This window comes from Niallia endozanthoxylica (assembly GCF_008710145.1).
Lineage (GTDB): Bacteria > Bacillota > Bacilli > Bacillales > Cytobacillaceae > Bacillus_BD > Bacillus_BD endozanthoxylica.
Map to the genome: position 1 here is coordinate 61700 of NZ_VYKL01000021.1, position 26418 is coordinate 88117.

Below are 26418 nucleotides of genomic sequence, written 5' to 3' on the forward strand. Positions count from 1 at the left end.
TATCATCAAAGGAGCCTGAAAGAATGAGAAGAATATTAGTCATTGTTGCACATCCGGATATAGAAAATTCTCGAATAAACAAAAAATGGGTTGAAGAGTTGGGTAAGGAAGCAAATATTACGATACACGAGCTATATAAAGTTTATCCAAGCGAAGAGATAGATGTAAAACGCGAACAAAAATTAGTTGAAATGCATGACACCATTATCTTTCAGTTCCCTTTCTATTGGTATAGCAGTCCTCCGCTTTTAAAGAAGTGGCAGGATGAAGTTTTAACATATGGATGGGCTTATGGAAGTAATGGAACAAAACTAAATGGAAAATCATTTATGTTAGCCATTTCAACTGGAAGTGCAATGACTGCCTATAAAGCTGGCGGAAAGAATCATTTTTCCTTAGATGAGTTAACAAAGCCATTTCAAGCTATGAGTAACTTAGTTGGAATGAAATTTTTGCCTTCCTTTGTTTTTTATGGTCTGAATAACAGCACACATGAAGATATTGAAAAGAGTTTTCCATTATACATGGACCATATTAATCATGTACTATCTAAAGGCGTTTTCAATTGATGAAAGGCAGAAATGACAGAGTTATCGAAAGTACGATTCGGGTAATGGAGGGCGTTTGTTTTATAAAAAAGCCGAGAGCAATCATGATTTTAATCAAGAGTGCTCTCGGCTTTTCTTTTTCGCCAAGGACATGGCAACAATAAGTTGATAGGAATCACCCATTGATGCAGATAAAATTAGAAGGAAGGTTTTTGGCACACTTGTCTATTTCTTTCCCTCATTTTTTTGTAATGATAATGTCAATCATTTATTTATAGAGGGAAAACCTGTCCCTTTAGACGCCCGTGTATTTTCTGCCGGGCGCATAAGCCAAATATTTGATAAATGACATATTTTATGTTAAAAAGTTGTAAGGTTCTGAATTTTATAATTAAATTACATAGCTGTTATCAATAGACAAGGAGGACCATCATGAACTATCGTACAGTAGGGAAGACAGGGATTCAGGTTTCAAATTTATGTTTTGGGACGATGTCATTTGGTGGAAATGCTGATGAAGAAACATCAAAAGCCATGTTTAAGCGCTGTCGTGAAGCAGGTATTAACTTTTTCGATACGGCAAATGTATATAGCGATGGACGTGCCGAAGAAATTTTAGGGGAATGTATCGCTGATTGCAGGGATGAAATCATACTCACTTCTAAAGTCTATTTTCCAAGGGGTAGAGATATTAATGCTAGAGGACTGTCCCGCCGTCATATTATGCTTGAAGTGGAGAACAGCTTACGGCGTTTAAAAACAGACCGCATTGATTTTTACTTTGTACATATGTTTGATGAGAATACACCAATAGAAGAAACGTTGCGTGCTCTTGATGATCTTCAGTCACAAGGAAAAATCCTTTATCCTGCAGTAAGCAACTGGGCTGCCTGGCAAATAGCCAAAGCTTTAGGGATTTCAGCAAAAGAGCAGCTTGCTCGTTTTGAATTAATCCAGCCGATGTATAACTTGGTTAAACGTCAAGCTGAAGTCGAGATATTACCTCTTGCTCTATCCGAACAAATGGGAGTCATTCCATATAGTCCGTTAGGTGCTGGGCTGCTTACAGGAAAATATGGGGTGAATAAACGTCCTGAGGAAGGCCGAATCGTTCAAGAAAAAAGATATACGGATCGTTATGCAGATGAAATGAATTATGTTGTAGCCGACCGATTTACAGCCTATGCTTCTGAACAGGGCATTCATCCAGCAACGCTTGCTGTTGCATGGGTTATGTCCAATCCAGCAATAACAGCTCCGATTATTGGGGCAAGGAATGTAGAGCAGCTTGATTATTCACTTGCTGCCGTTGATGTAGAGATGACACCGGAATGGCGCAATGAAATTTCATCCCTTTCTATTACTCCTGCACCAGCCACAGACCGTGCTGAAATGCTTTTATCAAAGTGGAAATAACGTTTTCTTGACGTGTGCAAGTCACACGTCTTTTCTATGTGTCTTTGAACGGCTGGAAATTCTCAATGATAGCAAAAAGTACGTAAGGTCTAACGGAGTGACAGGCACCATCCATTTTTGGATGGGACTGTTTTTTGATGCACAAAATTAACTGCATCTCATAAATTCTCGTATGGGTTTATTTACTAAGTGAAAGTTCAGCAACTGGGACATTGAACCTGTCCCTTTGGACCTCTGAACCTTTTAATATTTTAGATTTAATAATTTACTAATATTTTCAACATGTTTGTCTTTTAAATATTTTTTATATAAAACATTAGATAATCTAACAGGATCACCGAAGAAGTATCTTTCATAATGGGTTTGTCTTGTACCAAATGAACTCATCGTAAGATCCCACGCCAAACGAAAAATTTTTACCCGATCCTCAGCATTCGTATTTGCCCCTTGAAGATACTTGTCTAAATCAGCCCTTATATCAGAACTAAAGTCTTTTTCAGTAGGTAAAGAAACCATACCACTGGCACCGATGAGTTGGATAATTTCGCTAAAGCGGGGAAAAATTCTGGGAGATAGGTTACTAGCAACCTGCAAAGGTATCATGCTGGGACGCATACATCCAAACTCATCGATTTCAGCATCATTTTCTGATTTCTCCAACAGAGCCTTCAAGGTTTCAAGACCAATGATTATTTCGGAAAGTTTTTCTTGTATATGTTGATACTCACTAACATTAATCGTTTCGACTAGAAGCTCGGCAACCCCTAAAATAAATTCTGCTTTTACAATTTGTCTGGTGATTACTTGATGGTATGCAAAGGGGTAAAATGAGCTAGTATTCATAAAGTCGGCAGCTACCTCAACATTATCGTAAAAAAATACTCGATCCCATGGTACTAATACATTGTCAAAGACGACAACGGAATCGATTTCTTCATATCTAGAGCTAAGGGGATGATTAAAAGAAGACTCTCCTCCAACAAAAGATTGTCTGCAAATAAATTTTAATCCTTTCGTGTTGGAAGGAATCGAAAAAGCGAAAGCTTCATCCATATCGGAAAATAATCTTGGGGCAGAAATCACCAATACTTCATCAGTTAATCCCCCTTGAGTGGCGAGAAGCCTGGCACCTTTTATGACAATTCCTTCTTTATTTCTATCAATAACCTTTGCTGAGATAGGCTCCTCAGAAGATCCCAAATAATCTTGGGAACGATTGACCTGCGGAGCAATAAAGGTATGTGTAAACGAGAGGTCTTGTTCAATCGCTCTTTCATAGAGGGATTGAATGTTTTCAGGAAAACAACTTTCTCTTCCTTTTAGTAGGGAGGAGGAAGTGGCCAGGCTCATGACAGCTGTGTTCATATAGTCAGGACTTCTTCCCATCAATCCGTGAGTGGATCTCGCCCAGTGTTCCATCATCCTTCTTCTTTCCCACAAATCGCCTTTTGTCTTTGGTTGTAAATAGGAGAGCCCAACATATTCTCCTCTTTCTGGTAAAAAGTAAGTCATCTGATCTTTTAAGACGGGATCATTTTGTAAATCATAAAGAGAAGCCTTTGACCTAAGAATCCCTTTAAAGGCAGGGTGTTCCGAGATTTTCCCCTTGATTTTTTCACCATCAAACCAAATTTCATTTTCTAGCTTATCTAATCGTTCAATAAAATCTCTTCCGTTTATAGTCCCCATTTCTACCGTCTCCTTTTGGTGAATACCAAATAAATGCCGAGGTTAGTTAGTAACATTTTATTGGATAACTTGACTGCTTGTTCACAATGGAAAAGCCTTTTTATAAATTTGAGCAATATACGCTACGTTTACAGAGTCTTTAAATAAAATACTAATATAAGAGTAGAAAAAGAAAGAAATTGGAGATATGCTTAAAAAGTGAACAGTCTAAAAAGGAGAAAGAAACACATGAACACATCAGAAATAGAAAATTTGCAGAATGAGCTTTTTACTGAAAATATCAAGCGCATGCATCCTCAATCGAGGCAAACGCTACTAGCTGAAATATCAGCCTTGGAGAAAGATAAAAAGGCAGATGAAAAAGCAAAGCAATATTTGAAATGGGTTTCTAAACAAACAGAATTCAACTATTATTTAGCTTTGCTGCCTAAAGGGAATGGATTAATTCTACTGAAGCAAAATTTAAAAGGTGCCATAGTGCTTGGATTGAATCGGCCTAATGAGAAGTTACAGCCATTCTTTGAAGGTCATCATCTTATTTTAGAACTCCTAAACATTCATTCAATGCAAAAAGGAGAAGGATATAAGATGATGCAAAAGGTTATTAGTTTATCAAAAAAACTAGATTCTCCTATCTGCTTATGGGCAGAAACAGAAGAAATCGTACAATACTTTGAGCGATATGGGTTTGAAAACTATGGGGCGTTAGGGGAAAATAATGAATGTATGATGGTTTTTCACAACGATTAAAGGGATTGATTTAAGGCAGCTATTTAGCTGCTTTTTGTTGTTGCGGCAAGTTGGGCATAGCACGGGATATAGAGGGTTCATCTGTCGGCTGGTTTATGACAATGAACATACAGAAGATGAGTGCGGAGGGGAAAATATTTTATTGATCATCATTTTGTAAAAAGGTAAGTAGAGAAATTTGTCGAATTAGAAATGTATTAGACAGTAGGTGCCAGACGTCATCCATTTTATGGAGAGTGTCTGAGGCCAATGGAATTCAAGGAGGAGAGATTTTGCAAAGATTTATTCGTTTGGCAGTGTTTGTAGTTGTCCTTTGTCTATGGGCACCATCGACAGGACTTGCGGCAGGGTTTTATGATGTGTCAAAGGCTTATACATTCTATGATGAGGTGGAGTTTCTTGCCTCGAAGCAGGTCATTACAGGATTTTCGGATGGAAGCTTCAAACCAGAGGCTGGGGTTACGCGGGCAGAGGCAGCCATTATGATTGGCCGCGCTGTCGGGTTAAACGGCGACCCCAAGGATACGCACTTCAGTGATGTGACTGCCAATGTCACTGGTTCCGGTTATATTGCATCAGCCGTTGAAAGGGGCATTATTTCTGGTTTCCCAGATAACACCTATCGCCCGTATCAACAGGTTACTCGTGCACAGATGGCTATTTTCTTGGACAAGGCGTTTACCTTAAAGAACGCTAATCCTGATAACATTTTTACAGATATCTCAGAAAATATGATTGCCTATCCATCAATCTTAAATGCCTATGAGAATGGAATTGTAAATGGTTATAGTGATGCGACCTACAAGCCCGATTCTAGTGTCGTGCGAGGTCACTTTTCTGCCTTTTTGGCCCGTGCATTAGAGCCTTCCTTTAGAAGCAATCCAGGCTTCATGGTCGAATCCGTTTCAGGCTGGGATCAAGAGGCCGATGTGACAGAGATAGATATTGACCATGAATGGATAATTCGATTCAACTATGAACTTGATGAGTATGGCTTTGAGCATCTTCGTGATCATATTTATATAGTTCGCGAGAGTGATAGTCAAATACAACTACTTGAGCCGATGATTATTGATAATTTAAAAATTGTTCATCTTCCATTATGGACTCTCTATGATTTTGACGAAACCTATACGCTATTTATTAAAGAAGGTCTTACTTCAAAAACAGGGAAGTCATTAGCAGAGCCTGTTACCATTAAATTTCATACCAATAAACCTGAATTTACCGTGAAGCAGTCGGTAGAAAAGGACGGCGTACAATTTGATTTAATGGCCGACCCATCAGATGAAAAAGTGTATGTAAAAGTAAAAGCCACTAATACGAGCGGCCAACCCATCCCATATACAAGCGGTTCTGGATGTGATCCGGGGCTGAAAGCCGCACTAGTGACTGAAACAGCGGAGGGTCCAGTCAAAACAGGAAGCAAATGGTCCACGGCAGCCAATTGTACTCTTGCTATTCGAGAGCTAACGCTTCAACCTGGGGAATCAATCGAAATCGTAGAAGTCCTATACCCAGATGTACAATCATTCGATGAGGAAATCTATTTACAAGCAGTACTTCCAACAGGAATAGTCGAAAATCCAAAGAAACCAATAGAAGTTTCCGTTTCATTGCAATAGAAATGAAACAGGGAGACGGTTCTCGCGTTTCATAGGGGAAATATTTTCCCTGAAACGAAACGGCAGAACCATCTCAGCGTTTCATGATAATGAGTTAGCAAAAGAAGCAGTATCTAACATTCAGGAAACGATGGAGTTGTGTAACGAACGTTTGTTATACCGTTGTTGTGAATGGCTTTACTCATAATAGGTAAAAAGACCGTTACGATCTACTAATAGATTGTGATGGTCTTTTTTTTGTTTAGGCTTTTTAGGCTTTTTTGTTAAAGAACGGTGTTGATTTTCTTCTTCAACTAAACTAGCAGGTTAGTTCAATAACTAATTATGATAAATGGCTCTTGTTATAGTATGCAGCGTATTATAATGTTAAAACGACGTCAACGTGACAATTTTAAGTTTAATTCAATTGGAGAGTTACATATGGAAGACTTAAAAATAGAATTACATAATTTGGGAATATGTAGAATATTATGTAAAAAACCGTTTAGAAATTACTAAAATATAAAATGCTTCAATATAGATTAAGACAACTTTATGGTGAGGATATAAAAACTGAATCAAGATAAGGTTCTCTTAAGATTGTTAAAAATGTTTTTTAGGAAGGGTATAGAAAAATGCTTTATACATGGGATATTGAGAAGATCATTAAAAATATATTACAAGAGCTCAAACTAAATATTAATGTTGAATTCAACAATAATCTCACTGCACCGATGAGTTATAACGTTTCGACAAATGCGATAAAGTTTAACTACATACAAATTAACGGATATAACGCTAAAATTAACTTTAAAGTTAAAGAAACAGATGAAAACTTTGTGAAAATTATTCTTTATCATCAGCTCGGATATTATTTAGAATATAGGAAAAATACACGAGTTTTAAAGACGCTCATTTATGGTAAAGAAGAAGAAAAGGAACAGTTATTAGCAGAAATCGAAGAGAATTCTTGGGAACTTGGAAGAACACTGGTACCCGAATATCTATTAAAAGCGTATGATCAAGTACGTGAATTGGATAAACTTTGGGACAAATAGGTTTCCAAAATCATACAACTCTCGATTCGATTGAAGAACAGAAGCTATAGGTTTAATAACGAAAGTGTAAAATGCAAAACCATCCTGTATTAGGATGGTTAGTTGGCGTGCGATGTTGAAAAAGGGGGATGGTGGAGAGGTTACAAGAACTTTAGTAAAGGAGATATACCTTAAGGAAGAGTAAGATCAAAGTTATTTAAGCAATTGGATGGTCAAGTAATATTTGGGTGGGACTAATGTAATGCAAAAGGAGCTTAATTATTGGGTTTTTTTATTAAAAAGGAAATAACAACTTATTTGTTAGTCGACTTATCATCCCTAAAGAGAGGAATAACTTTTCCTTCAAGTTCTAATTTCCACCTCTCGAATTCCTGTTTTTCCTTTTCTTTTTCTTCCTCAATTTCATCATACATTTTTTGGAGTTTTTTTCTTCTTAGGTTTGCAAATTCCCATGGTGATATTATAATTTTCCCTTTTTTGTCGTAATGGTACTTTATTTTCTTCGTTTCAATTAGGTTGAGTACCTCTTCGATTTTGATGTTTTGTTCGATGGCTGCGTCATAAATAGTCCAATATTTCTTTTTCTTCTTCTTCGAATTAATTTCCATTTTAATTAAATCTAGAACAAATGACGGTGTAATCACGTATACATAACCTTGCTTTGTAAAATAGCGTTTTGCTTGGTTATGGCATTGGAAAATTCCCCATGCTTCATCGGGCAATCGGTCATATGTTTTTCGGATTTTTCGCTCAGATAAACCTTCTTTTTTAGCAGCGTTAAGGGGCATAAAATACTCCCAATTACACCCAAACATTTGGTCAATGAAACCTTCATCATCTCCCGGTAGCTTAATATTAGGATATAGTTCTTTCACGGCTGTACGTGATAAAATCAACCAATCTCCTTCCAGCTTCCATGGACTTTCAACATTTTCCGTCATCACGCGAATTAGAAGTTCTGTTCTGTCTATGCCGAATTGCTCCAATTCTTCTGCCAAAAACACATTATCTAGATGAAGTTTCAAGGTAATCGCCCCCCTCATTTATGGTTTTATCAATATATGCAAATAATCGAAAATAAAAGGTAGTCCCTAAAAAGATTACAAAATATTCTTGTTCAAAGTCTCCCTATCTAGGCGCTAGTTATTGAAGAAAATTGAACGAGCTGTTTCCTTGAACTAAGCAAAAAAATCCTCTCGTGAAATTCCTAAATTAACAGGAATTTTACGAGAGGATTTTTATATTTTGCTCTTCGAAAAATATTTCTGAGTAACTTCACGTATTTGTTTGGGTAAGACACGATCAAGCTCTTCATTTAACCATGACAGTGTTTTACTACGCAAGTAATCACGCATTTTTTCTTCTGCTGAGAGCATAACTAAATTGATGGTGCAATAGGAGGGGCTAAACAGCAGTTTTCTCTAGACAATCCATTGCCTTTAATATTTTTGCATTGAAAAATAGGTTTAGGACCTTTAAAGGAAAATAAATATAAGGAGGTAATTGTATTGGAACAACGAGTTGATTATTACAATGTTGCACCAGAAGCACTTAAAATAATGATGGAAATGGAGAAGTATACGAAAACAACAGGTATAGATCGTAAACTTCGTGAACTTTTAAAAATTCGGGCTTCTCAAATAAATGGGTGTGCATATTGTATTAACATGCATACAGCTGATGCTAGAAAAATGGGAGAAACGGAACAACGTCTATATTGTATTAGTGCTTGGAAAGAGTGTGAATTTTATACTGAAGCAGAAAAAGTAGCTTTAGAGTTAACTGAGCATGTGACATTGATTCCGACTAAGCGTGTACCTGATGTATTGTATAATCGTGTACGTAGACACTACACAGAAAAAGAATATGTGGACCTTGTTATTCTAATAAACCAAATAAATAGTTGGAATATGATTTCAATTTCTATGGGAAATATTGCAACTTTAGCGAAATGATATTAATTTTAATATGTATTTTTATTGTACTAACGTGGACTAATGTTAAGGTAGATTGATTTTTGTTTGCCAAACAACGATATGTGAAGAAATGTACTTAAACTAACGGGTAACATTCGTTCAATAAGGAATGACTAAAAGGACTCTTATGAGGTCCTTTTTCTTTTGCTCAAAAATCAACATTATCGATTAACAGAGCCTTTGTTTAAAAAATAATGATAGGTGGGGGCGACGGGTTTATCTCTCCCACTCTTCTTTAAATCACATTTCCCTCTTTCACAAATGTTTTTAATATTATTATGTCAATAATTTATGGATATGGGGATGTTATAAAATAGCATCGAATAACTAGGGAGGGAGAATTATTTGAAGAAACGAACTAATCTGTTAATCATTATTCTCCTTGTTGGATTCCTTACTCCGTTTAAGGGGCAAGCAACAGGGTTCCATGATGTGTCCACTAAATATACATTTTATGATGAGGTTCTATATCTTTCGTCAAAAGAAATTATAACAGGTTTCCCGGATGGGTCCTTTAAGACGGATCAGACAGTGACAAGGGCTCAAGCCGCTATTATGATTGGCCGAGCACTAGGATTAGATGGTAAACCGAGAAATACTCAATTTACAGATGTCAATCCAAACGTAACAGGCTCAGGTTACATCGGGTCAGCGGTTGAGAGAGGCATCATAACAGGTTTTCCTGATGGCTCGTATCGTCCGAACGAACCCGTCAATCGTGGACAAATGGCCATATTTTTAAATCGAGCTTATACACTGACAATGGGTCAAACACATAGCTTTCGTGATATCTCGTCTAATATGCAAGCGTATCAGGCTATTTTAAACGTATCGGCTACCGGAATTGCAAGCGGCTATCCTAATGGAACGTATCGTCCAGATCAATCTGTGACTCGAGGACAATTTTCAGCCTTTTTGGCTCGTACATTAGAACCCTCTTTTAGAAGTAAGCCTGCCATGATTGTGAAATTCTTAAATGTCGGCCAGGGAGATGCTATCTATATTCAATATCCTAACGGAAAAACGGCTCTTGTTGATGCCGGGCGTTCTGATGATGCGATAGAAAGGGCGCTCAGGTCGGAAAATATTACTAAGATTGATACGTTTATTGCGACACATCCAGATGCCGATCATATTGGCGGAGCAGATTATGTGATAAAAAACTACGGAGTGAAAAGGGTCATTGATAGTGGTCAACTTCATACAACTCAAACGTTCCTAGATTATTTGGATACGATTAATGCCAATGGATTAGAACTGGTTGTACCGCAAATCGGTGATAATGTGACAGATGATTCTAATGTATCTACAAAAGTATTAGCCGTAAATAGCGATTCTGAGGATTTAAATGATGGGTCTATTGTGATGATGCTCTCGTATGGCTTGACAGATATCCTGCTAACAGGCGATGCAGGCATACAAGTGGAGAGCAATCTAATGAAGAATTACGATGTTGATGCAGAAATTTTAAAAGTGTCACACCATGGTTCTAATACAGGTACAAGTGGTGACTTTATCGAAGCCGTAAATCCAGAAGACGCGATCCTTTCATATGGCGAGAATTCTTATGGTCATCCAAATAACCAAGTAGTCAATGATTTAATATTGTATGACGTAAATATTTTTTCAACATATGAACAAGGTACGATAACGGTTAGTACGATTGGTAATAGTTATTCGATCAACGCAAATCCTTTACAATGGGACGTACAAATTGGCCAATCACGAGTACCGCAACCAGTGCCGCAGCCCGCACCATCTCCTCAGCCTCCTGTGCAAACTGGGTTTTCCAATTGTACAGAGTTACGAGCGGTTTATCCAGATGGTGTAAATAGCAGTCATCCAGCGTATCAATCGAAAATGGATCGTGACAAAGATGGGTGGGCTTGTGAACAATGAGAGAAGGCAAATACATTATTGATTCGATTGAAAACGGATGGGTAAAGCTGCTTTTGACAGAAAATGAGGAAAGGGAAGAAGTGGTAAAGAAGGATCAGTTTACTCACCCGATTCATCAAGGTGACGTGCTTTTAATCAAAATCGAGAATAATCAAATTTCCTCCACACCACTTATAGTTGAGACTGAGAATAGAAGAAATCAAGCAGCATCTCTTATGGAAAAGTTAATAAAAAAGAATCGTTAAAAAGAACAGAGTGCCAGGCATGATGTATATTCGTTAAAACCTCCATCAAAACATTTGGAGGTTTTTTGTTGTCCTTTTCCAAATAAGTCCAACCGTTTTAGTCAAAAATAGTATGATAAGACGATTGGATTAACCTAACAATCCATTCCGTGTGATGAAAAAACAAGTTTTCTTGAGAGAAACTAGTCACCTTGGCTTACGGTTCATATTTCTTAAAATAAATAATTATCTGCCCTTTGTTTTAGAAGAGTCCAAAATAAATGAAAATAATGGTATCATTTTACTATTGATAATCACTGAAACAAGGGGATGGTTCGTGCTGTTTTATAAATGGGAAAAATTCCAAAAAAATGAAATGGCAGGACTGTCCTCGTGTATCACAAGGAGAAGGACAATGGTTGAAAAAGCAAGGAAGTTAATTGTCAATTCAGATAAGGGAAACGTATTGAATGAATTAATGCGATCAATTAAAGAATGTGAGCGATTTTATTTTAGTGTGGCATTTATTAACTTTAGTGGATTACAGCTTTTATTAGATTCCATTAAAGAAGCTGAGGAAAAAGGTATCCAGGGTAAGATTATTACGTCCACTTATTTAAATTTTACTGAAGCAAAGGCATTAGAAAAATTAAAAGAATTTCAAAATGTTGAATTAAAAGTATTTGTGACGGATAAAGAAATTGGCTTTCATACGAAGGCATATATCTTTGAATATAGTGACAGCTATAAAGTAATCATTGGCTCATCTAATATTACTCAAAGTGCTTTAAAAAGTAATATTGAATGGAATGTTGAAATCGTTTCGAAGCAGGACGCTGATTTTATAAAAGAAGTGCTAAAAGAATACGAGAATCTTTGGAATAGGAGCATAGAGGCGGATGATGAGTTTATTAGTCGCTATGAAGAGTTTCTTAAGGGGTTTAAACATTCTCAAAATACGACTCAACTGATTTATGAACATAGAAAACGATATATAGTGCCGAATCGGATGCAAAGAAGAGCCATGGAGAATCTGGAGCGGCTAAGAAGTTTTGGCGAAAGAAAAGCGCTCGTTATCGCAGCCACCGGTACAGGGAAAACCTATATGTCTGCCTTTGATGTAAAAAATTATAAGCCGAAGAAGCTACTTTTTATTGTCCATCGAGAGGAAATCCTGAAAAAGGCAAAAGAAACCTTTGAAATGTTACTTCCGAATGAAGGGCTAACATTTGGTTTGCTTACGGGGAATTATAAGGATAAGCATGCAGATTATATTTTTGCGACGATACAGACAGTTTCTAAATGCTTTCATGAATTCAAAAAGGATCAATTTGAGTATTTGATTATAGATGAAGCTCATCATGCAACGAGCCCAACTTATCAATCTGTTTTGGATTATTTTGAACCAGAATTTACTTTGGGGATGACAGCTACTCCGGAACGAAGTGACAATCAAAATGTATTTGAATTATTCGATCATAATGTGGCCCTTGAGGTCCGATTGCATGAGGCGCTTGATGATGAACTTGTTGTTCCTTTCCATTATTTTGGGATAACGGATATTGATGATGTTGATTTAAGTGATGTAAGCATAGATGATATTGCTGAGATAACCCGAAGATTGAAAGTAAACGAACGAGTTGATTTTATCATTGAAAAAATGAATTTTTATGGTCATGATGGTGAAAAAAGAAAGGGCCTTGGTTTCTGTGCAGGGATTGAACATGCGCAGTATATGACAGACGAATTTAATCGTAGAGGATACAAAAGTGTTTGTCTAACTGGAGAAGATTCACCAGATACGCGGGAAAAATATATCCATAAACTCGAAGATGACGAAGATGAATTAGTCATGATCTTTACCGTAGATATATTTAATGAAGGGGTGGATATTCCCTCGGTTAATACAGTATTGATGTTGAGGCCTACAAACTCCCCAATTGTATTTATCCAACAATTAGGTAGGGGCTTACGTAAATTTGGAGAAAAGAGTTTTTTAACTGTACTTGATTTCATTGGAAATCATAATAAAACATTCCTGATTGCTTTAGCGCTTAACGGAAGTAGATACTATGATAAAGAAAGTCTGAAGGTCGCGGTAGCAACAGGGTTTGCAAATATTCCAGGAGCGACACATATTCAGATGGACAAGATTTCACAGGAAAGAATATTAGAACAAATTGACAAAGAAAATTTTAACTCCATGAAGTATTTAAAGGAAGAATATAATGAATTCAAACAGCTCAACCAAGGTCGAATTCCTTACTTCTTATTAGATTATTTAAAATATGACGGAGCTCCAGATCCAGTGAAATTTATTGATCGTGAGAAGTCATATATACAATTTGTCGCAAAAGTAGAAAAAGATCAAAGTCTCAAAGAGTTATTACAAAATGAAGATTTTGAAGGTGCTATAAAGGAATTATCAAGCAAGCTTCCAATCAAACGGATTTATGAATTTGTGATTATTCGCTATTTACTCGATCATGATTGTGTGACGCTTCAAGAAGCGAAACAACAAATACTGAAATTTGTAGAATATGTTGATGATGATAGCGTGATTCATGCATTCGAATATTTAAATCAAGATTATTATGATAGTATTCAAAAGAAAAACAAGCCAAAGTTATGTCAGTATCAAGATGGCCTATTAGTTAAAACACCTCTTTTTACGAATCTGTTAGAGAACGAAACCTATCGTAAATTTATAGAGGATACAATTTCTTATGGGATTTTCCGATATGAAAAAGAATTTAATCGTGCCTATTATGGAGTTCCACATTTTAAATTATATGAGCAATATCAAATGATCGACGCTGCATTATTATCAAACTACCGAAAGATCCATACTTCGTTTAGAGGATCAGGTTTATTGACAAATGGTAAAGAGTTTTTCTTATTTGTGGATTTACATAAAGAAGCCGATGTGAAGGAAAGTATTAATTATAAAGATAAATTTTTTAATACTCGTGAATTTCAGTGGCAGTCAGTTAATAGTACCACTCAACAATCAGAGCGTGGTCAAGATATTATTTTTAATAAACAAAGAGGCGTTCATCTACATTTATTTATCAGAAAGTACAAAGAAATGGATGGGAAAACGGAACCGTATATTTATATAGGAAAAGGAAATGTTGTTGAATTTGAAGGGAATAAGCCAATCACGGTTAGAATGGAATTAGAACATGAGGTACCAGCTAGTCTCTATATTGAATTCACGGAAAAAGTATAGTCTTCTCAATGGAGAAGACTATTTTTCATTCATTAGCTGCTCAACTGCGGGAATATCGGCAGGAGCCCATTGCAGTGATTCTAAATTTTCTCTCTTTAGCCAAATTAATTTTGAATGTTCGCTAGCTTTAGGAGAACCTTCTACAATCCTACATTTAATAGAAATTAGGTTAACAGTAAAAGTATCGTATTCATGGGTATGATCATTAAATACTTGATATTCTGTTTTGATTTTACACTCTAATTCTTCGGAAATTTCTCGTTCAAGCGCTGAATAGATATCTTCATCTTTTTCTACCTTGCCACCAGGAAATTCCCATCTGTTTGGAATAGACATTTCAGGTGATCTAAGGGCACATAAGATTTCCTTTTGATTATTTTCTATAATGGCTGCAACGACTTTGACTAGTTTTTTCATAGTATCCTCCAACATTTATCTTAAATCTATATTATATCATTTCAACTCTGAGGTGAAATATTATAAATTGAAACGCGGGGACGGTTCGTTCTCGCGTTTCAAAAACAAGGGGGAGGTTTATGTTATTTATAGAGTTCTGACTCCTGTGGAACAAGACTTTTCGGGGTGTCACAGGGACTTTTCTTTTGGTGAGTTAAAAACCTTCCATATCTGGAATCCTTCTCCTAGTGCAGTTTTAAGCGAATGTATGTTATAGTTATTCTCGTAGTGATGAACGAAACAAACATGAAATGGTGAGTAGTCGCGGCTCATGTGTACATGAGTTGAGGAAAGTCCAGGCTCGCCCGGTGCTGAGATGCCCGGAGTGTTCGTGCCATCTGTAAAGGTGGGCAGAGAGTAATCTCTGACGGCGGAGAAATCAGCTAAGTCCTTATGGATATGCTGAAATTATCCTGAAAGTGCCACAGTAACGGAGTTCTTCTGGAAACGGAAGAAATGGAACGGGGTAAACCCCACGAGCGAGCAACCCAAACTAAGGTAGGGGCACCATTCCTAGGGAAGTGAACCAAAGGATGGATCGGTCAAATGGATCGATAGTTAGATGACTACACCTGTCAGTGCAAGATTGGCATCGTTTGAGCACACAGGAACAGAACCTGGCTTACAGCCATTTCATGAGCCGAATCATCTACATCGTTTTGCAAAAACATAAGGTATGGTTTTCATATACATACCGTGCTAGACGGGGAGTTAGCGGTGCCCTGTACCCGCAATCCGCTATAGCGGGGTTGAATGCCTATTTGAGGTTTGAACATGTAAGGTCTGCCTTACAAAAGTGAGCGTTGACAATTGGGTCCTGCGCAATGGGAACCTATGAATCTGGTCAGGTCCGGAAGGAAGCAGCCATAAGTAGACTTTTCCATGTGCCGTGGGGTAGCCTAGTTCGAGTTACCTTTTGTAAGTAACGCTTGGTTGTTCCTGTCGAGAATAGGATGCACGGTTTACATATCGAAGGCCGGTACTTCTCATTGTTTTCATTAAACAATGAGAAGTACCGGCCTTTTTACTTATTTTGAATCTATTTGGCTGATGTAAAATAGAAACGAATAAGATATACATTGATCCAGAAAGCAACGAAATGGTGATGGTGTTGCTTTCTGGAATGCTACAAGAGAAATACATACATTAAGTGATCATGTGCGTTAACGCCAGCGCAATGTAATGAATACTACAATTATTTTTCAGCGATGATACCATCGAATGCAGCTTGATAAATGGTATAAATATCCTCTCTTAATAAGGGCATTGGACTACGAGCTAAAATCCGTGTTTGCTTAGTAGCATCTTCTGTTAAACTTTCAAGTGCATCCCTAGGAATGGCAAAGCCGGTTAGGGTAGATGGAATGTTGACATCTTCTACTAAACGCTTTAATTCTGCTACACATCTATAGGAAGCTTCTTCTTGTGAAAGATTAGTAGAGCTAAAGCCCATTGCATCATAGATATCTTTCATTTTCTTTTCACAGCTTTTGCGAATATAGCCCATCACATAAGGTAACAATACGGCATTTGAATCACCGTGTGCAAGATGAAATTGCCCGCCGAGTGGATAAGCTAATGCGTGAACACCAGCAACCCCAGCATTGAAGAATGCTAGACCTGCAAGATAGCTTCCATAGCTCATATCGGTACGTGCTTGTTTGTCCTCCCCATTTGATACAGCCGTACGAAGTGAATGACTGATCAAACGAATAGCCTGCAGGGCCAATGCATCGGAAACAACGCTGGCATTCTTAGATATATAAGCTTCTACGGCATGTGTCAGTGCATCAATACCTGTAGAGGCGGTTACTTTTGGAGGTAATGAAACCGTTAAAGCAGGATCCACTATGGCAACATCTGCTAATAGATAGTCATGAGTCACAACATCTTTTGTTGTTTCAAGGGATAAGACAGAAATATTTGTAACCTCTGAACCGGTCCCTGATGTCGTCGGGATTAAGATTTTTGGAAGCCCTTTTTTCATAATTTGCTTGGTGCCAGCTAGGTTTAGATAGTCCTCGACTTTGCCTTCATGAGAGGCCAAGACACCTGCAAGCTTTGATAAATCCAAAGCACTTCCTCCACCAACACCGATGACCATATCAAATTCGTTGGCACGTGTGTAGGCAACCAATTTTTCTCCCACTGCTAGAGGAGGCTCTGGAACAACATCTGTATAAATTTCAGTTAAGTAGCCAGCTTCCTCAAGCGGATCTACCACTTGATTTGTTAATCCAATATCTTTTAAAACCGGGTCCGTAATCACAAGAATTTTTTTCACATGAAAGCGATGAACTTCATCCAAAAGGTGAGATAAAGAACCCCAACCGGTAAAATTAATGGGTGTAAAGGTGATTTTTTCTGACATCGTTTTAAACGCTCCTTTAATTTTGGTTCCAGACAACAAGTTTTGTTTCCGTCATTTCATGAATGGCATATTTTAATCCTTCTTTTCCAGTGCCGCTTTCTTTCACACCGCCATAAGGCATTTGGTCGACACGGTAAGTTGGAATATCGTTAATCATGACACCGCCTACTTCAAGTTCCTTCGAAGCCTTGAAGGCCGTCTTAATATCGTTAGTGAAAATTCCTGCTTGTAGCCCATAAGTAGAATCATTAATCGCAGCGATTCCCTCTTCAATGGAGAGAATTCGATTGACCACAACGATTGGAGCAAATACTTCCTGACAGGATACTTTGAGTGTAGGGTCTACGTTTGTTAAAATCGTTGGCATGAAAACACCGTTTTCGATTTTGCCGCCCGTTACAATTTCTGCACCATTCTCTACAGCTTCTTGTACCCAGCTGAGCGCTCGTTCCTGCTCATCAGGATTAATCATGGCAGAAATATCGGTTGTTTCTTCAAGAGGACTGCCAATGACTAATTGCTTTGTAGCAGCGGTGAATGCCTCAATAAATTCATTGAATAACTCATCCATTACATAGATTCGTTGTAAGGAAATGCATACTTGGCCTTGATTGGAGAAGGCACCTGTCACACATTTTAGAACGATGTCTGATAAATGAACGTTTTTGTCAATGATTAAACCAGCGTTTGAACCTAATTCTAGAGCAACCTTTTTCAGACCTGATTTATTACGAATGCCGATTCCTACAGACGGACTTCCTGTAAAGGTAATCATTTTCACTTTATCGCTTTCGACAATGGCTTCTCCAACTGTTCTGCCGCTTCCAGTGACAACGTTGAAAGCTCCTTTTGGAAGTGCTGTTTGATCGATTAACTCAGCTAAGAATAGGGCGGAAAGAGGGGTTTGTGATGCTGGCTTAAGGACAATCGTATTTCCCGAAGCAATAGCAGGTCCCACTTTATGAGCGACTAAGTTTTGCGGGAAGTTGAATGGAGTAATCGCTCCAATCACTCCTAAAGGCTGTTCAACTGTATAACCGAAGCGGTTTGCCCCGTTTTTCGCGGCATCCATCGGTATCATTTCACCCGTTAAGCGCTTAGCCTCCTCAGCTGCAAATTTATAGGTTTCGATCGTACGGTCAATTTCCCCTAGTGCAAACTTCATTGGCTTTGCCGCTTCTAATGAAATAATAGAAGCTGCTTTTTCACGATTTTCAATGAATAGTTGTACAAGATGTTCTAAGATCGCTGCCCTCTCATACGCGGTCAATGCAGCCATTTGATTTCTTGCATTGTACGCGTCATCAATGGCTTGATCCACTTCCTCGCGAGTTACCTGAGGGATCTGGGCAATGATCTCTTTCGTATAAGGGGAGTAAAGGTCTGCATATTTCTCAGAAGACTTCCATTCACCATTTACATAAAATTGTTTTTTCATTTAAATTACCTCTTTCATTTCTTCTTTTGTAGGATCTACTGTATCCTTCACAAAGGCATGATCAATTCTCCTTTGAAAAAGTCTTTTCCGTAAATGAATATGCATAGAAGAATTCCTAATGCAAAGGCCCTTGAAGTCTCCTTGATGACAAGGGTAATGAACAAAAGGCAACCGAATGTTAAAAGGCCCTGCAGGAATGTATGGTGATTCTTCTATGCATTCAATTTTTCCATTCTATAAAATTTCTTTCTCTTTCCAAATGTAAGCTCTTACAAAGCGCTGATTCGGAAAATACACTTAAGTATATTTTTTTGCATACGTATTCATTTTTGGGAAAAGAAAAATCCTAGCCTATTGTTTCTTCGTTCTAATTCGAAAAAACAATCTGCATTGGCAATGATTATGTATGCATTTTAGCGGATAGTTGTTTATTTCATATTTTTCTAGTTGTTTTTCTATTAATAATTTAACAGATTCAGTAATCTTAAAGCAAGAATTTTTCCTATTTTCAATCATTTTAATTCATTCACGAATTGCCAGAAACCCTAAATTTTGCTTCGAAACACTGCCAACTGTCGTTCATTTAAAGGGGCTATGAGAGCTCATTTTCACATTATCCATCCCAATGATACTTATCTTCATTCGGTATGGACACATTTCCTCTGTAGCAATCGTCAATGAAATGGAGGGCGAGAGAATCCGACCAGCACAAATAGCCGTCGGACGTTTATCTAGTTTCATCCATTTATCCAAAGCTCGTGAAAACTCCCATTTAGAAGTGTCTGTCTTTTGTGTTTCTACATAGGATAATATGGGTATGTATAAATGCTGTCCTGAAGAAAAACAAAGAACCTCCATAGAGAGTAAACTTCACATAGCAGGATTGACGATTGAAACGGTAGAACAGCCTCGGCGCTGCATGACAAAATATGGTACAATTCTAGAACATATCGAAAAAACGAGAGGTCATATATAAATGAAGATATTAATCAATCGATCCAACAAGAGGTGAGCTTAATGAATTTACAGGATAAAATAGATGAGGCTTATCCGCGTTATTATGATTATGAAGTGGATATTTCAAAAGAACAGTGGAAAGAGCTTCTACAGGACCCTACCATTTTTAATGAAAACAACCTTGAGCATATGAAATGTATTTACTCCTTTGACAACCATGCTGCTACATGTAAGGAAGTCAGCGGAAAATTGGGGCAGACCGCTTCATATTATGTTGGTTTAGCCACAGGAGTAGCGAAAAGAATTGCAAAGAAGCTAGGAATCGAGAAATTACCTACGAGAGATGGAAGCGACTCTGATGTCTATTGGTATATTCCTTTTTATGGACAAGAGGTAAACGACCGGCAAAGAGGAAGTTTCGAGTGGAAGCTAAGACCGGCATTGGCTCATGCATTGGAGGAAATATATCCCGATTTAGAATATCCTAATCCCCTTATCTTGAAAAAGTTAGAAGATGCTCCAACGGCCGTATGGATGGCCACCTCCGTCCTTGCTTATGAAACGTTTAATAGAGCAGACCAGACAACGACTGAAATGATGTATGTTAAGCAAAGTGAGATTCAGAAAAAAGCACAGCAGCTGTGCAAGCAGAGCGTTGATAGTGCTAGAATCTCTCAATGGTGTAATGCGGATCACAATAACCATACATATAATTACCTTCGTGAAGGACAGGGTGCAACGAGAAGACTTTCATACGATGGTGAGTTCAATGGGATAAAGGAGCAACCCGAGCTCGATTTAGATAATATCGTTCAAACGGCATTAGGTCCTAAGACAATAAAAGAACTAAAGCAGTTTGTTGATACAGATTACACGAATTTATTTACCGAACAGGGCTCAAATAGCCAGAGTAGCCCTATCAAATGTATGTCCATCTTAGATTATTTGGATACATATGGTGGACAGCCTTATGAAAGTCCTGAAAAAGCGGAAGAATCTAAGAAACAACATTACTTAGACATTAGGGCAGCAGGTAGTTTGGCCGTAAGAGAACTCGATAAAATGGCTAAATTATGTGAAAAACATTTTGGACTGAAGAAACATGGCGTTTCGAAATGGCTGAATGGAGGTAACAACAGAGTTAGAGCGTATCTATGGAGGCAAGTGAAGCTGGAAGGACATACGGATTCACTAACAAGTTTATCTTTAGTTGCGGAAGTGGTGGACGGACAGGCACGCTTCAAGTTTTCAGTTGAATTAAATGAAGATAAAAGTACAAAAGAAGATTACGTGAAACATCATCGACTTTTGAATCGAGATATCACGGTTGCTACAGACAAGTTATTCTATATTTTAACCGGGAATCAATCCGAAATAGAAATGAAAGAGTTAAGCCTTTCCACAGAGGAAATAAAGCAGCGTGTGGAGGATGGAACGTATCGAAGAATACAAATTGCACGTATCATCACTCGAAAGGATATTGAAGAAGAATTCCATAATGATGCTGGAATTGTCCGTGGAATGTTAAAAGCAGTCGAAGCCCTTATGCCCTATTATCAATTAGCGATAGGAATCGATGAAGGACCGACTCATTCGGCAATCAAAGATGGGGATGATGGAGGATATGTGGCTATGGAAAAAGTGAATAAAAATATGATTTTGTATGGTCCTCCAGGGACGGGAAAGACCTACAATACCGTTACATACGCAGTATCGATTATAGAAAATCAGCCTCTAGAGGCGATACAAAGTGAGAATTATTCTTCCGTTTTTGAAAGGTATGTATCTTATAAAGCACAAGGCAGGATTGCCTTTACCACCTTTCATCAATCTTATGGCTATGAAGAATTCATCGAAGGAATAAAGCCTGTGATCAGTCAGGATGGGGATGAGGAGACGACAGAGATTAAATATGAGTATACTCCTGGACTCTTTAAAAATTTCTGCCATAAAGCGAAAGAGGTAAGGGTTCAGACTTCCTCTCTTCAGATTCGTGAAAATCCAGTTATATGGAATGTTCTCCTCGGAGGCACAGGGGAAACAGAACTGAAAAAGGATTGTTTTCAACATAACTATATTAAAATTGGCTGGTCAAATATGGATGAAAAAGTAACGGAAGAAACAGAAAAAATAAATGATAAAGAAAGAAGAATTCTATTAAACTTTCAGGAGGAAATGCAGGAAGGCGATCTTGTTTTTATCCAAAAAAGCAACACATCGATTGATGCCATTGGGGTGATTACAGGACCTTATGAATATGATCCTTCGTACGAAAGGTATCCACGAACAAGGAGAGTAAAATGGATCAAGACGCACATCGATGAGAATGTGTATGAACTCAATAAGCAGACAAAATTAGACCGAAAAACCGTCTATCCGCTACGAAAAATGGAACTGAAAAAAGTGACGGCCTTAATTGAGAAGTACACACAAACATCTGAAATAAACGTGGAAGAAAATAACAAGCCCTATATTTTTATCATTGATGAAATCAATCGTGGAAACATTTCGAAAATATTTGGGGAACTCATTACGTTAATTGAACCAACGAAAAGGACGGGAGAAGAAGAAGCGACCACTGCCATTCTTCCTTACACAGGAGATGAATTTGGCGTTCCGAATAATGTATATATTATTGGAACCATGAATACGGCAGATCGGTCGATTGCCTTGATGGATACAGCCTTAAGAAGAAGGTTTAAGTTTATTGAAATGATGCCAGATGAAAACGTGTTAACGTCATTGGATATTCAGGATATAGACGGCATTCATATACCAAAAATGTTAAAAACAATGAATGAACGAATTGAGTATTTATATGATCGTGAACATACGATTGGGCATGCCTATTTTACTTCTCTAGCGAAGAACCCAACGTTAGATCGTCTTGCCGACATTTTCTTGAATGCCATCATACCATTGCTGCAAGAGTATTTTTATGAGGATTATAGCAAAATCCAACTCGTGTTAGGGGATAATGCGAAGGAGAATTCGGATTATAAATTTATTCTTGATCATGACATTAATGTAAGAAAGGTATTCAAAGGAGATCCTGATATTGATTTGCCTGAAAAGAAGTATTCCATTCAAACGAATGCATTTTATCAGTCAGAAAGTTATAAATTAATTTATTAAAGTGGTGAAACGATGGACAAGCTTTTGGAAGTTCGTGAATTTGAGTCCATAACCTGTAATGAAGCTTATCAGAACGATCCGCAATACAAGTATGTAAATGAAGAAACCTTTGCGGAGCTTGAAAATTTTATCCTTGAGTTTAATGAAAATGAACAATCGGATGCGATAGACTTTTTAAAAATAGGCGTACGTCGCCGTGTGGGTAAGGTGATTCAAGCAAAGAACTATGTCGGTCTTATTCAATTGAAGAATGGATTCCAAATCCAAATCCTTCCAAAGGTCTTTTCTAATGAAACAGAGGATACGAAGATTACTTTCTTACGGATGCTTCGAAGCATGAAAGATTTTCCAAGTAAAGTATTCAATGACGCTAGTTTAAAAATGGACCGCATGAATCTCTATGAGATTTTTATTCATATGTACATACAGGAGGTACGTATCCTTTTGAAAAAGGGGTTGCGTTCGGCTTATTTGCCTGTCGAAGATAATTTGAATTATTATAAGGGAAAACTAATGGTTCAGGAGCAGATCAAGAACAATCTTGTTCATAAAGAGAGATTTTATGTCGGTTATGATGAATTTGATATCAATCGACCAGAAAACAGATTAATTAAGTCAACGCTGTTAAAATTACAGAAGCTCTCAAGCAGTGCTGTGAATATCAAAGAGATAAGGCGGCAATTATCCTATTTTGAAATGATCAAACCGTCTACGAATTATACAAAAGATTTCTCTCGTGTAGTGATTGATCGAAATACAAAGGATTATGAGCTGCTTATGCGCTGGTCAAAGGTATTTTTATTGAATCAGAGCTTCACAACATTTTCTGGTCAAACAACTGCACGAGCGCTCCTATTTCCAATGGAAAAAGTCTTTGAAGCCTATGTTGCCGAGAACTTGAAGAAAGTCCTAAAGGATCTTCCATGGGACGTAGCCACTCAGGACAAAGGCTATTATTTATTTAATCAGCCAAGAAAGTTTGCTTTGCGGCCAGATCTTGTCATCACACGTGACGATCAGAGCACGGTTATCTTAGATACAAAATGGAAGTCGCTTATCAATAACCCACGGCAAAATTACGGAATCTCACAAGCAGACATGTACCAAATGTATGCCTATTCAAGGAAATACAACACGTCAGAAATTTGGTTACTATATCCAATAAATGGGGAAATGCAGTATGCTGAAATTAGCTTTGTGTCCTACAATAATAATGATAAAGTGGAAACGAAGGTACGAGTGTTTTTTATTGACGTGATTAAAATTGAGGAGAGTCTTTGGGGATTGAGAGAGAAACTGAAAAATAATGGGTATATATAGATAAGAGTAAATTTAAGGCGTCATCCATTTTTGGGATGGCGCTTGGCGTTTATAAAAGGGGGATGAAAGTGAGAGGAGAAAGGTCGGAAAGTGGAGAAAACGAGGGGATGGTTTCGTGTTTCTACCATGATGATGTTGGTATGTATAAACTTTATCTTGAAGAAAAATAAAAAGTCCCTGTAGAGAATAAATTGCACATAATTTGATTGATTATTGAAACGGCAGAATGTCCCGGTGTTTCTATAATTTTTAAATAACTGTATATTACTTCACGAATTTGATTGAGTTCGTTATGCTAAGAATATGAAAATCCACTATGAATAAGGAGATAGCTCATGATTAACTTCCAGGATAAAGTAAGTTTTATTTGGTCAATCGCAGAAGTTTTGCGCGGACCATACAAACCAGAGGATTACGGAAAGGTGATTTTGCCTTTGGCCGTCTTACGTCGTTTTGATTGTGTATTAGAAAGCACAAAAGAGGATGTGTTAAAGAATTTTGAGAAGTTTAAAGCGATGAGTGAAGAGGCCAGAGAACCGATTCTAAATCGAATCGCCAAACAAAACTTCCATAATACAAGTAACTATAATTTTATAAATTTACTCACTGATTCCGATAACATTGCGGATAACCTGCGTGATTATATTAATGGCTTTTCAAAAACAGCTCGTGATATTATGGACTACTTTGATTTTGAGCGTCAAATTGAAAAATTGGATAATAACAACCTTTTATATTTAACCATTAAACGTTTTAGTGAGCTTAATTTACATCCAGAAGTCGTTTCAAATGTAGAAATGGGTTATATCTTCGAAGAATTAATTCGCCGTTTTTCTGAGCATGCTGAAGCGGGGGATCACTATACACCCCGTGAAGTGGTACGTCTAATGGTTAGCCTGCTTTTCCTTCACGATGATGATATCTTGACAAAGCAGGGTATCACACAAACATTATATGACTGCGCTGCGGGTACAGGCGGGATGGGTTCCGTTGCTGGGGAATATTTAAAAGAACTCAATCCTACAGCAGATCTGGAATTCTTTGCTCAAGAGATTAACGGGGAATCATACGCTATTTGTAAAGCAGATATTTTGATAAAAGGTGAAGATGCTAAAAATATTCGTTTAGGGAATACATTAGCAGACGATAAGTTTAAGGGAGACAAATTCGATTATTTAATCTCTAATCCTCCGTATGGTGTGGATTGGAAATCATATGAAAAGCCAATTAAAAAGGAGCATGAAGAACAGGGGTATAACGGACGTTTTGGTCCTGGTACACCACGTACAAGTGACGGACAGTTATTATTCTTACTTCATTTAATTTCAAAGATGAAGCCAGTTACAGCAGAAAATCCACGCGGCTCAAGACTAGCGATTATCATGAATGGATCGCCATTATTCTCAGGGGATGCAGGTTCAGGTGAAAGTGAAATTCGTCGTTATGTACTGGAAAATGATTTAGTAGAAGGGATTGTTGCGATGCCGAATGATTTATTCTACAACACAGGGATAGCTACATACATATGGATTTTAACGAATAATAAGGCAGCTATTCGAAAAGGAAAAGTACAGTTAGTCAATGCAGTTGATTTTTATAAAAAAATGAAGAAGAGCATGGGCAGTAAACGGAATGAAATTACACAAGAACAAATCGATGAAATTGTACGCCTATACGGTGGTTTTAAAGAAGGAGAACATGTCAAAATCTTTGATAATGAAGATTTCGGCTATCACAAAATTACGGTCGAACGACCATTACATTTAAACTTTTGCATTTCAGAGGAACGAATTCAGCGTGTTACAGAACAAAAGGCGTTTGAAAACCTTGCGAAATCAAAGAAAAAAGGCGAAAACGGACAGGCTGAAATCGAAGCCGGCAAAGTTCTTCAAGCAAAAATAATTGAGGTACTATACAACTTAAAAAGTGAGCAATTGTATAAAAATCGTGATGAATTTACAAAGCTGCTTAAAGATGCGGTTAAAAAGGCAGATGTAACAATTGGTGCACCCGTGTTAAAAGCCATTTTAGCAGGCTTATCTGAAAAGGATGAAACAGCGGATATTTGTATGAAAAATAAAACAGATGCCGAACCGGATACAGATTTACGTGATACAGAAAATGTGCCGTTAAAAGAGGGTATTTACGAATACTTTGAGCGAGAAGTGAAACCGCATGTATCAGATGCATGGATTGATGAAACAAAAACAAAAGTAGGGTACGAAATTTCATTTACACGTCAATTTTACAAATATACAGCCTTACGCAGCTCTGAGGAAATTATGGAGGAAATAAAAGGCTTACAGGAGTTAATATTTGATCAAATGAAAAAGGTGTTGGATTAA

The 26418-nt window shown here is 37.5% G+C and carries 18 protein-coding genes, 2 other RNA genes and 1 pseudogene; 14 read left to right on the forward strand and 7 right to left on the reverse strand.

The annotated features are described in order from the left end of the window. Positions 1-23: 23 nt before the first annotated feature. Together F4V44_RS14305 and F4V44_RS14310 are read left to right on the forward strand one after the other, a co-directional pair. The gene (locus F4V44_RS14305; protein WP_150440703.1) at positions 24-569 is read left to right on the forward strand and encodes an NAD(P)H-dependent oxidoreductase; all 546 of its coding nucleotides are present in this window, start codon (positions 24-26) and stop codon (positions 567-569) included. A gap of 411 nt (positions 570-980) precedes the next feature. Further along, positions 981-1964: an aldo/keto reductase gene (locus tag F4V44_RS14310; protein WP_150440704.1), complete on the forward strand. Its 984-nt coding sequence runs from the start codon at positions 981-983 to the stop codon at positions 1962-1964. Positions 1965-2207: 243 nt separating this feature from the next. Here F4V44_RS14310 and hpaB read toward each other — a convergent pair whose 3' ends face one another. Next, positions 2208-3653 carry a 4-hydroxyphenylacetate 3-monooxygenase, oxygenase component gene (gene hpaB / locus F4V44_RS14315; RefSeq protein WP_150440705.1) on the reverse strand — a complete coding sequence of 482 codons (1446 nt, stop codon included), beginning with the start codon at positions 3651-3653 and terminating at the stop codon, positions 2208-2210. 228 nt (positions 3654-3881) lie between these two features. On the opposite strand from hpaB, the gene F4V44_RS14320 reads away from it, so the two are divergent. The 3 genes from F4V44_RS14320 (at position 3882) to F4V44_RS14330 (ending at position 7065) form a co-directional block, all read left to right on the forward strand. Further along, complete coding sequence (locus F4V44_RS14320) at positions 3882-4403, forward strand: hypothetical protein (protein ID WP_150440706.1); 522 nt, start codon at positions 3882-3884, stop codon at positions 4401-4403. 272 nt (positions 4404-4675) lie between these two features. Beyond that, the gene (locus F4V44_RS14325; RefSeq protein ID WP_150440707.1) at positions 4676-6028 is read left to right on the forward strand and encodes an S-layer homology domain-containing protein; all 1353 of its coding nucleotides are present in this window, start codon (positions 4676-4678) and stop codon (positions 6026-6028) included. Between the two features lie 614 nt (positions 6029-6642). Beyond that, entirely contained in the window at positions 6643-7065 is a 423-nt protein-coding gene (locus F4V44_RS14330) for a hypothetical protein (protein ID WP_150440708.1), read from the forward strand. A gap of 293 nt (positions 7066-7358) precedes the next feature. On the opposite strand, the gene F4V44_RS14335 is transcribed toward F4V44_RS14330, so the two are convergent. Then, complete coding sequence (locus tag F4V44_RS14335) at positions 7359-8090, reverse strand: hypothetical protein (RefSeq protein WP_150440709.1); 732 nt, start codon at positions 8088-8090, stop codon at positions 7359-7361. A gap of 213 nt (positions 8091-8303) precedes the next feature. Then, positions 8304-8542 (reverse strand): annotated as a pseudogene (locus F4V44_RS27845) (Rrf2 family transcriptional regulator); the annotation flags it as partial. Positions 8543-8573: 31 nt separating this feature from the next. Between F4V44_RS27845 and F4V44_RS14345 the strand changes: the two are divergent. From F4V44_RS14345 to F4V44_RS14360, 4 genes are all read left to right on the forward strand, one after another. After that, positions 8574-9020: a carboxymuconolactone decarboxylase family protein gene (locus F4V44_RS14345; RefSeq protein ID WP_150440710.1), complete on the forward strand. Its 447-nt coding sequence runs from the start codon at positions 8574-8576 to the stop codon at positions 9018-9020. A 366-nt stretch (positions 9021-9386) separates the two neighbouring features. After that, a complete protein-coding gene (locus F4V44_RS14350; RefSeq protein WP_150440711.1) occupies positions 9387-10940 on the forward strand; it encodes an S-layer homology domain-containing protein in 1554 nt (517 codons plus the stop codon). Then, positions 10937-11185 carry a DUF3006 domain-containing protein gene (locus F4V44_RS14355; RefSeq protein ID WP_150440712.1) on the forward strand — a complete coding sequence of 83 codons (249 nt, stop codon included), beginning with the start codon at positions 10937-10939 and terminating at the stop codon, positions 11183-11185. The genes F4V44_RS14350 and F4V44_RS14355 overlap by 4 nt, the downstream gene beginning before the upstream one ends. 394 nt (positions 11186-11579) lie before the next feature. Further along, the gene (locus F4V44_RS14360; RefSeq protein ID WP_150440713.1) at positions 11580-14396 is read left to right on the forward strand and encodes a DEAD/DEAH box helicase; all 2817 of its coding nucleotides are present in this window, start codon (positions 11580-11582) and stop codon (positions 14394-14396) included. A gap of 18 nt (positions 14397-14414) precedes the next feature. On the opposite strand, the gene F4V44_RS14365 is transcribed toward F4V44_RS14360, so the two are convergent. Further along, positions 14415-14813, reverse strand: a complete 399-nt coding sequence (locus F4V44_RS14365; RefSeq protein ID WP_150440714.1) for a (deoxy)nucleoside triphosphate pyrophosphohydrolase — start codon at positions 14811-14813, stop codon at positions 14415-14417. A gap of 289 nt (positions 14814-15102) precedes the next feature. Here F4V44_RS14365 and rnpB point away from each other — a divergent pair. Together rnpB and ffs are read left to right on the forward strand one after the other, a co-directional pair. Then, positions 15103-15482: RNase P RNA component class B (gene rnpB, locus F4V44_RS14370), an RNA gene on the forward strand. 64 nt (positions 15483-15546) lie between these two features. Then, positions 15547-15813: signal recognition particle sRNA large type (ffs, locus tag F4V44_RS14375), an RNA gene on the forward strand. Between the two features lie 234 nt (positions 15814-16047). On the opposite strand, the gene F4V44_RS14380 is transcribed toward ffs, so the two are convergent. From F4V44_RS14380 to F4V44_RS27390, 3 genes are all read right to left on the reverse strand, one after another. Next, complete coding sequence (locus F4V44_RS14380; protein ID WP_150440715.1) at positions 16048-17223, reverse strand: iron-containing alcohol dehydrogenase; 1176 nt, start codon at positions 17221-17223, stop codon at positions 16048-16050. Between the two features lie 16 nt (positions 17224-17239). Further along, on the reverse strand, positions 17240-18661 hold the full coding sequence (locus tag F4V44_RS14385) for an aldehyde dehydrogenase family protein (RefSeq protein ID WP_150440716.1): 1422 nt from the start codon (positions 18659-18661) through the stop codon (positions 17240-17242). Between the two features lie 579 nt (positions 18662-19240). Further along, positions 19241-19414 carry a hypothetical protein gene (locus F4V44_RS27390; RefSeq protein ID WP_191090686.1) on the reverse strand — a complete coding sequence of 58 codons (174 nt, stop codon included), beginning with the start codon at positions 19412-19414 and terminating at the stop codon, positions 19241-19243. Positions 19415-19678: 264 nt separating this feature from the next. Here F4V44_RS27390 and F4V44_RS27855 point away from each other — a divergent pair, with 264 nt between their 5' ends. The 3 genes from F4V44_RS27855 (at position 19679) to F4V44_RS14400 (ending at position 26418) form a co-directional block, all read left to right on the forward strand. Beyond that, positions 19679-22753 carry an AAA family ATPase gene (locus tag F4V44_RS27855; RefSeq protein ID WP_223881896.1) on the forward strand — a complete coding sequence of 1025 codons (3075 nt, stop codon included), beginning with the start codon at positions 19679-19681 and terminating at the stop codon, positions 22751-22753. Between the two features lie 12 nt (positions 22754-22765). After that, on the forward strand, positions 22766-24073 hold the full coding sequence (locus tag F4V44_RS14395; protein ID WP_150440717.1) for an McrC family protein: 1308 nt from the start codon (positions 22766-22768) through the stop codon (positions 24071-24073). 335 nt (positions 24074-24408) lie between these two features. Then, positions 24409-26418 (forward strand): type I restriction-modification system subunit M, encoded by a 2010-nt coding sequence (locus F4V44_RS14400; protein ID WP_150440718.1) that lies wholly within the window; start codon positions 24409-24411, stop codon positions 26416-26418.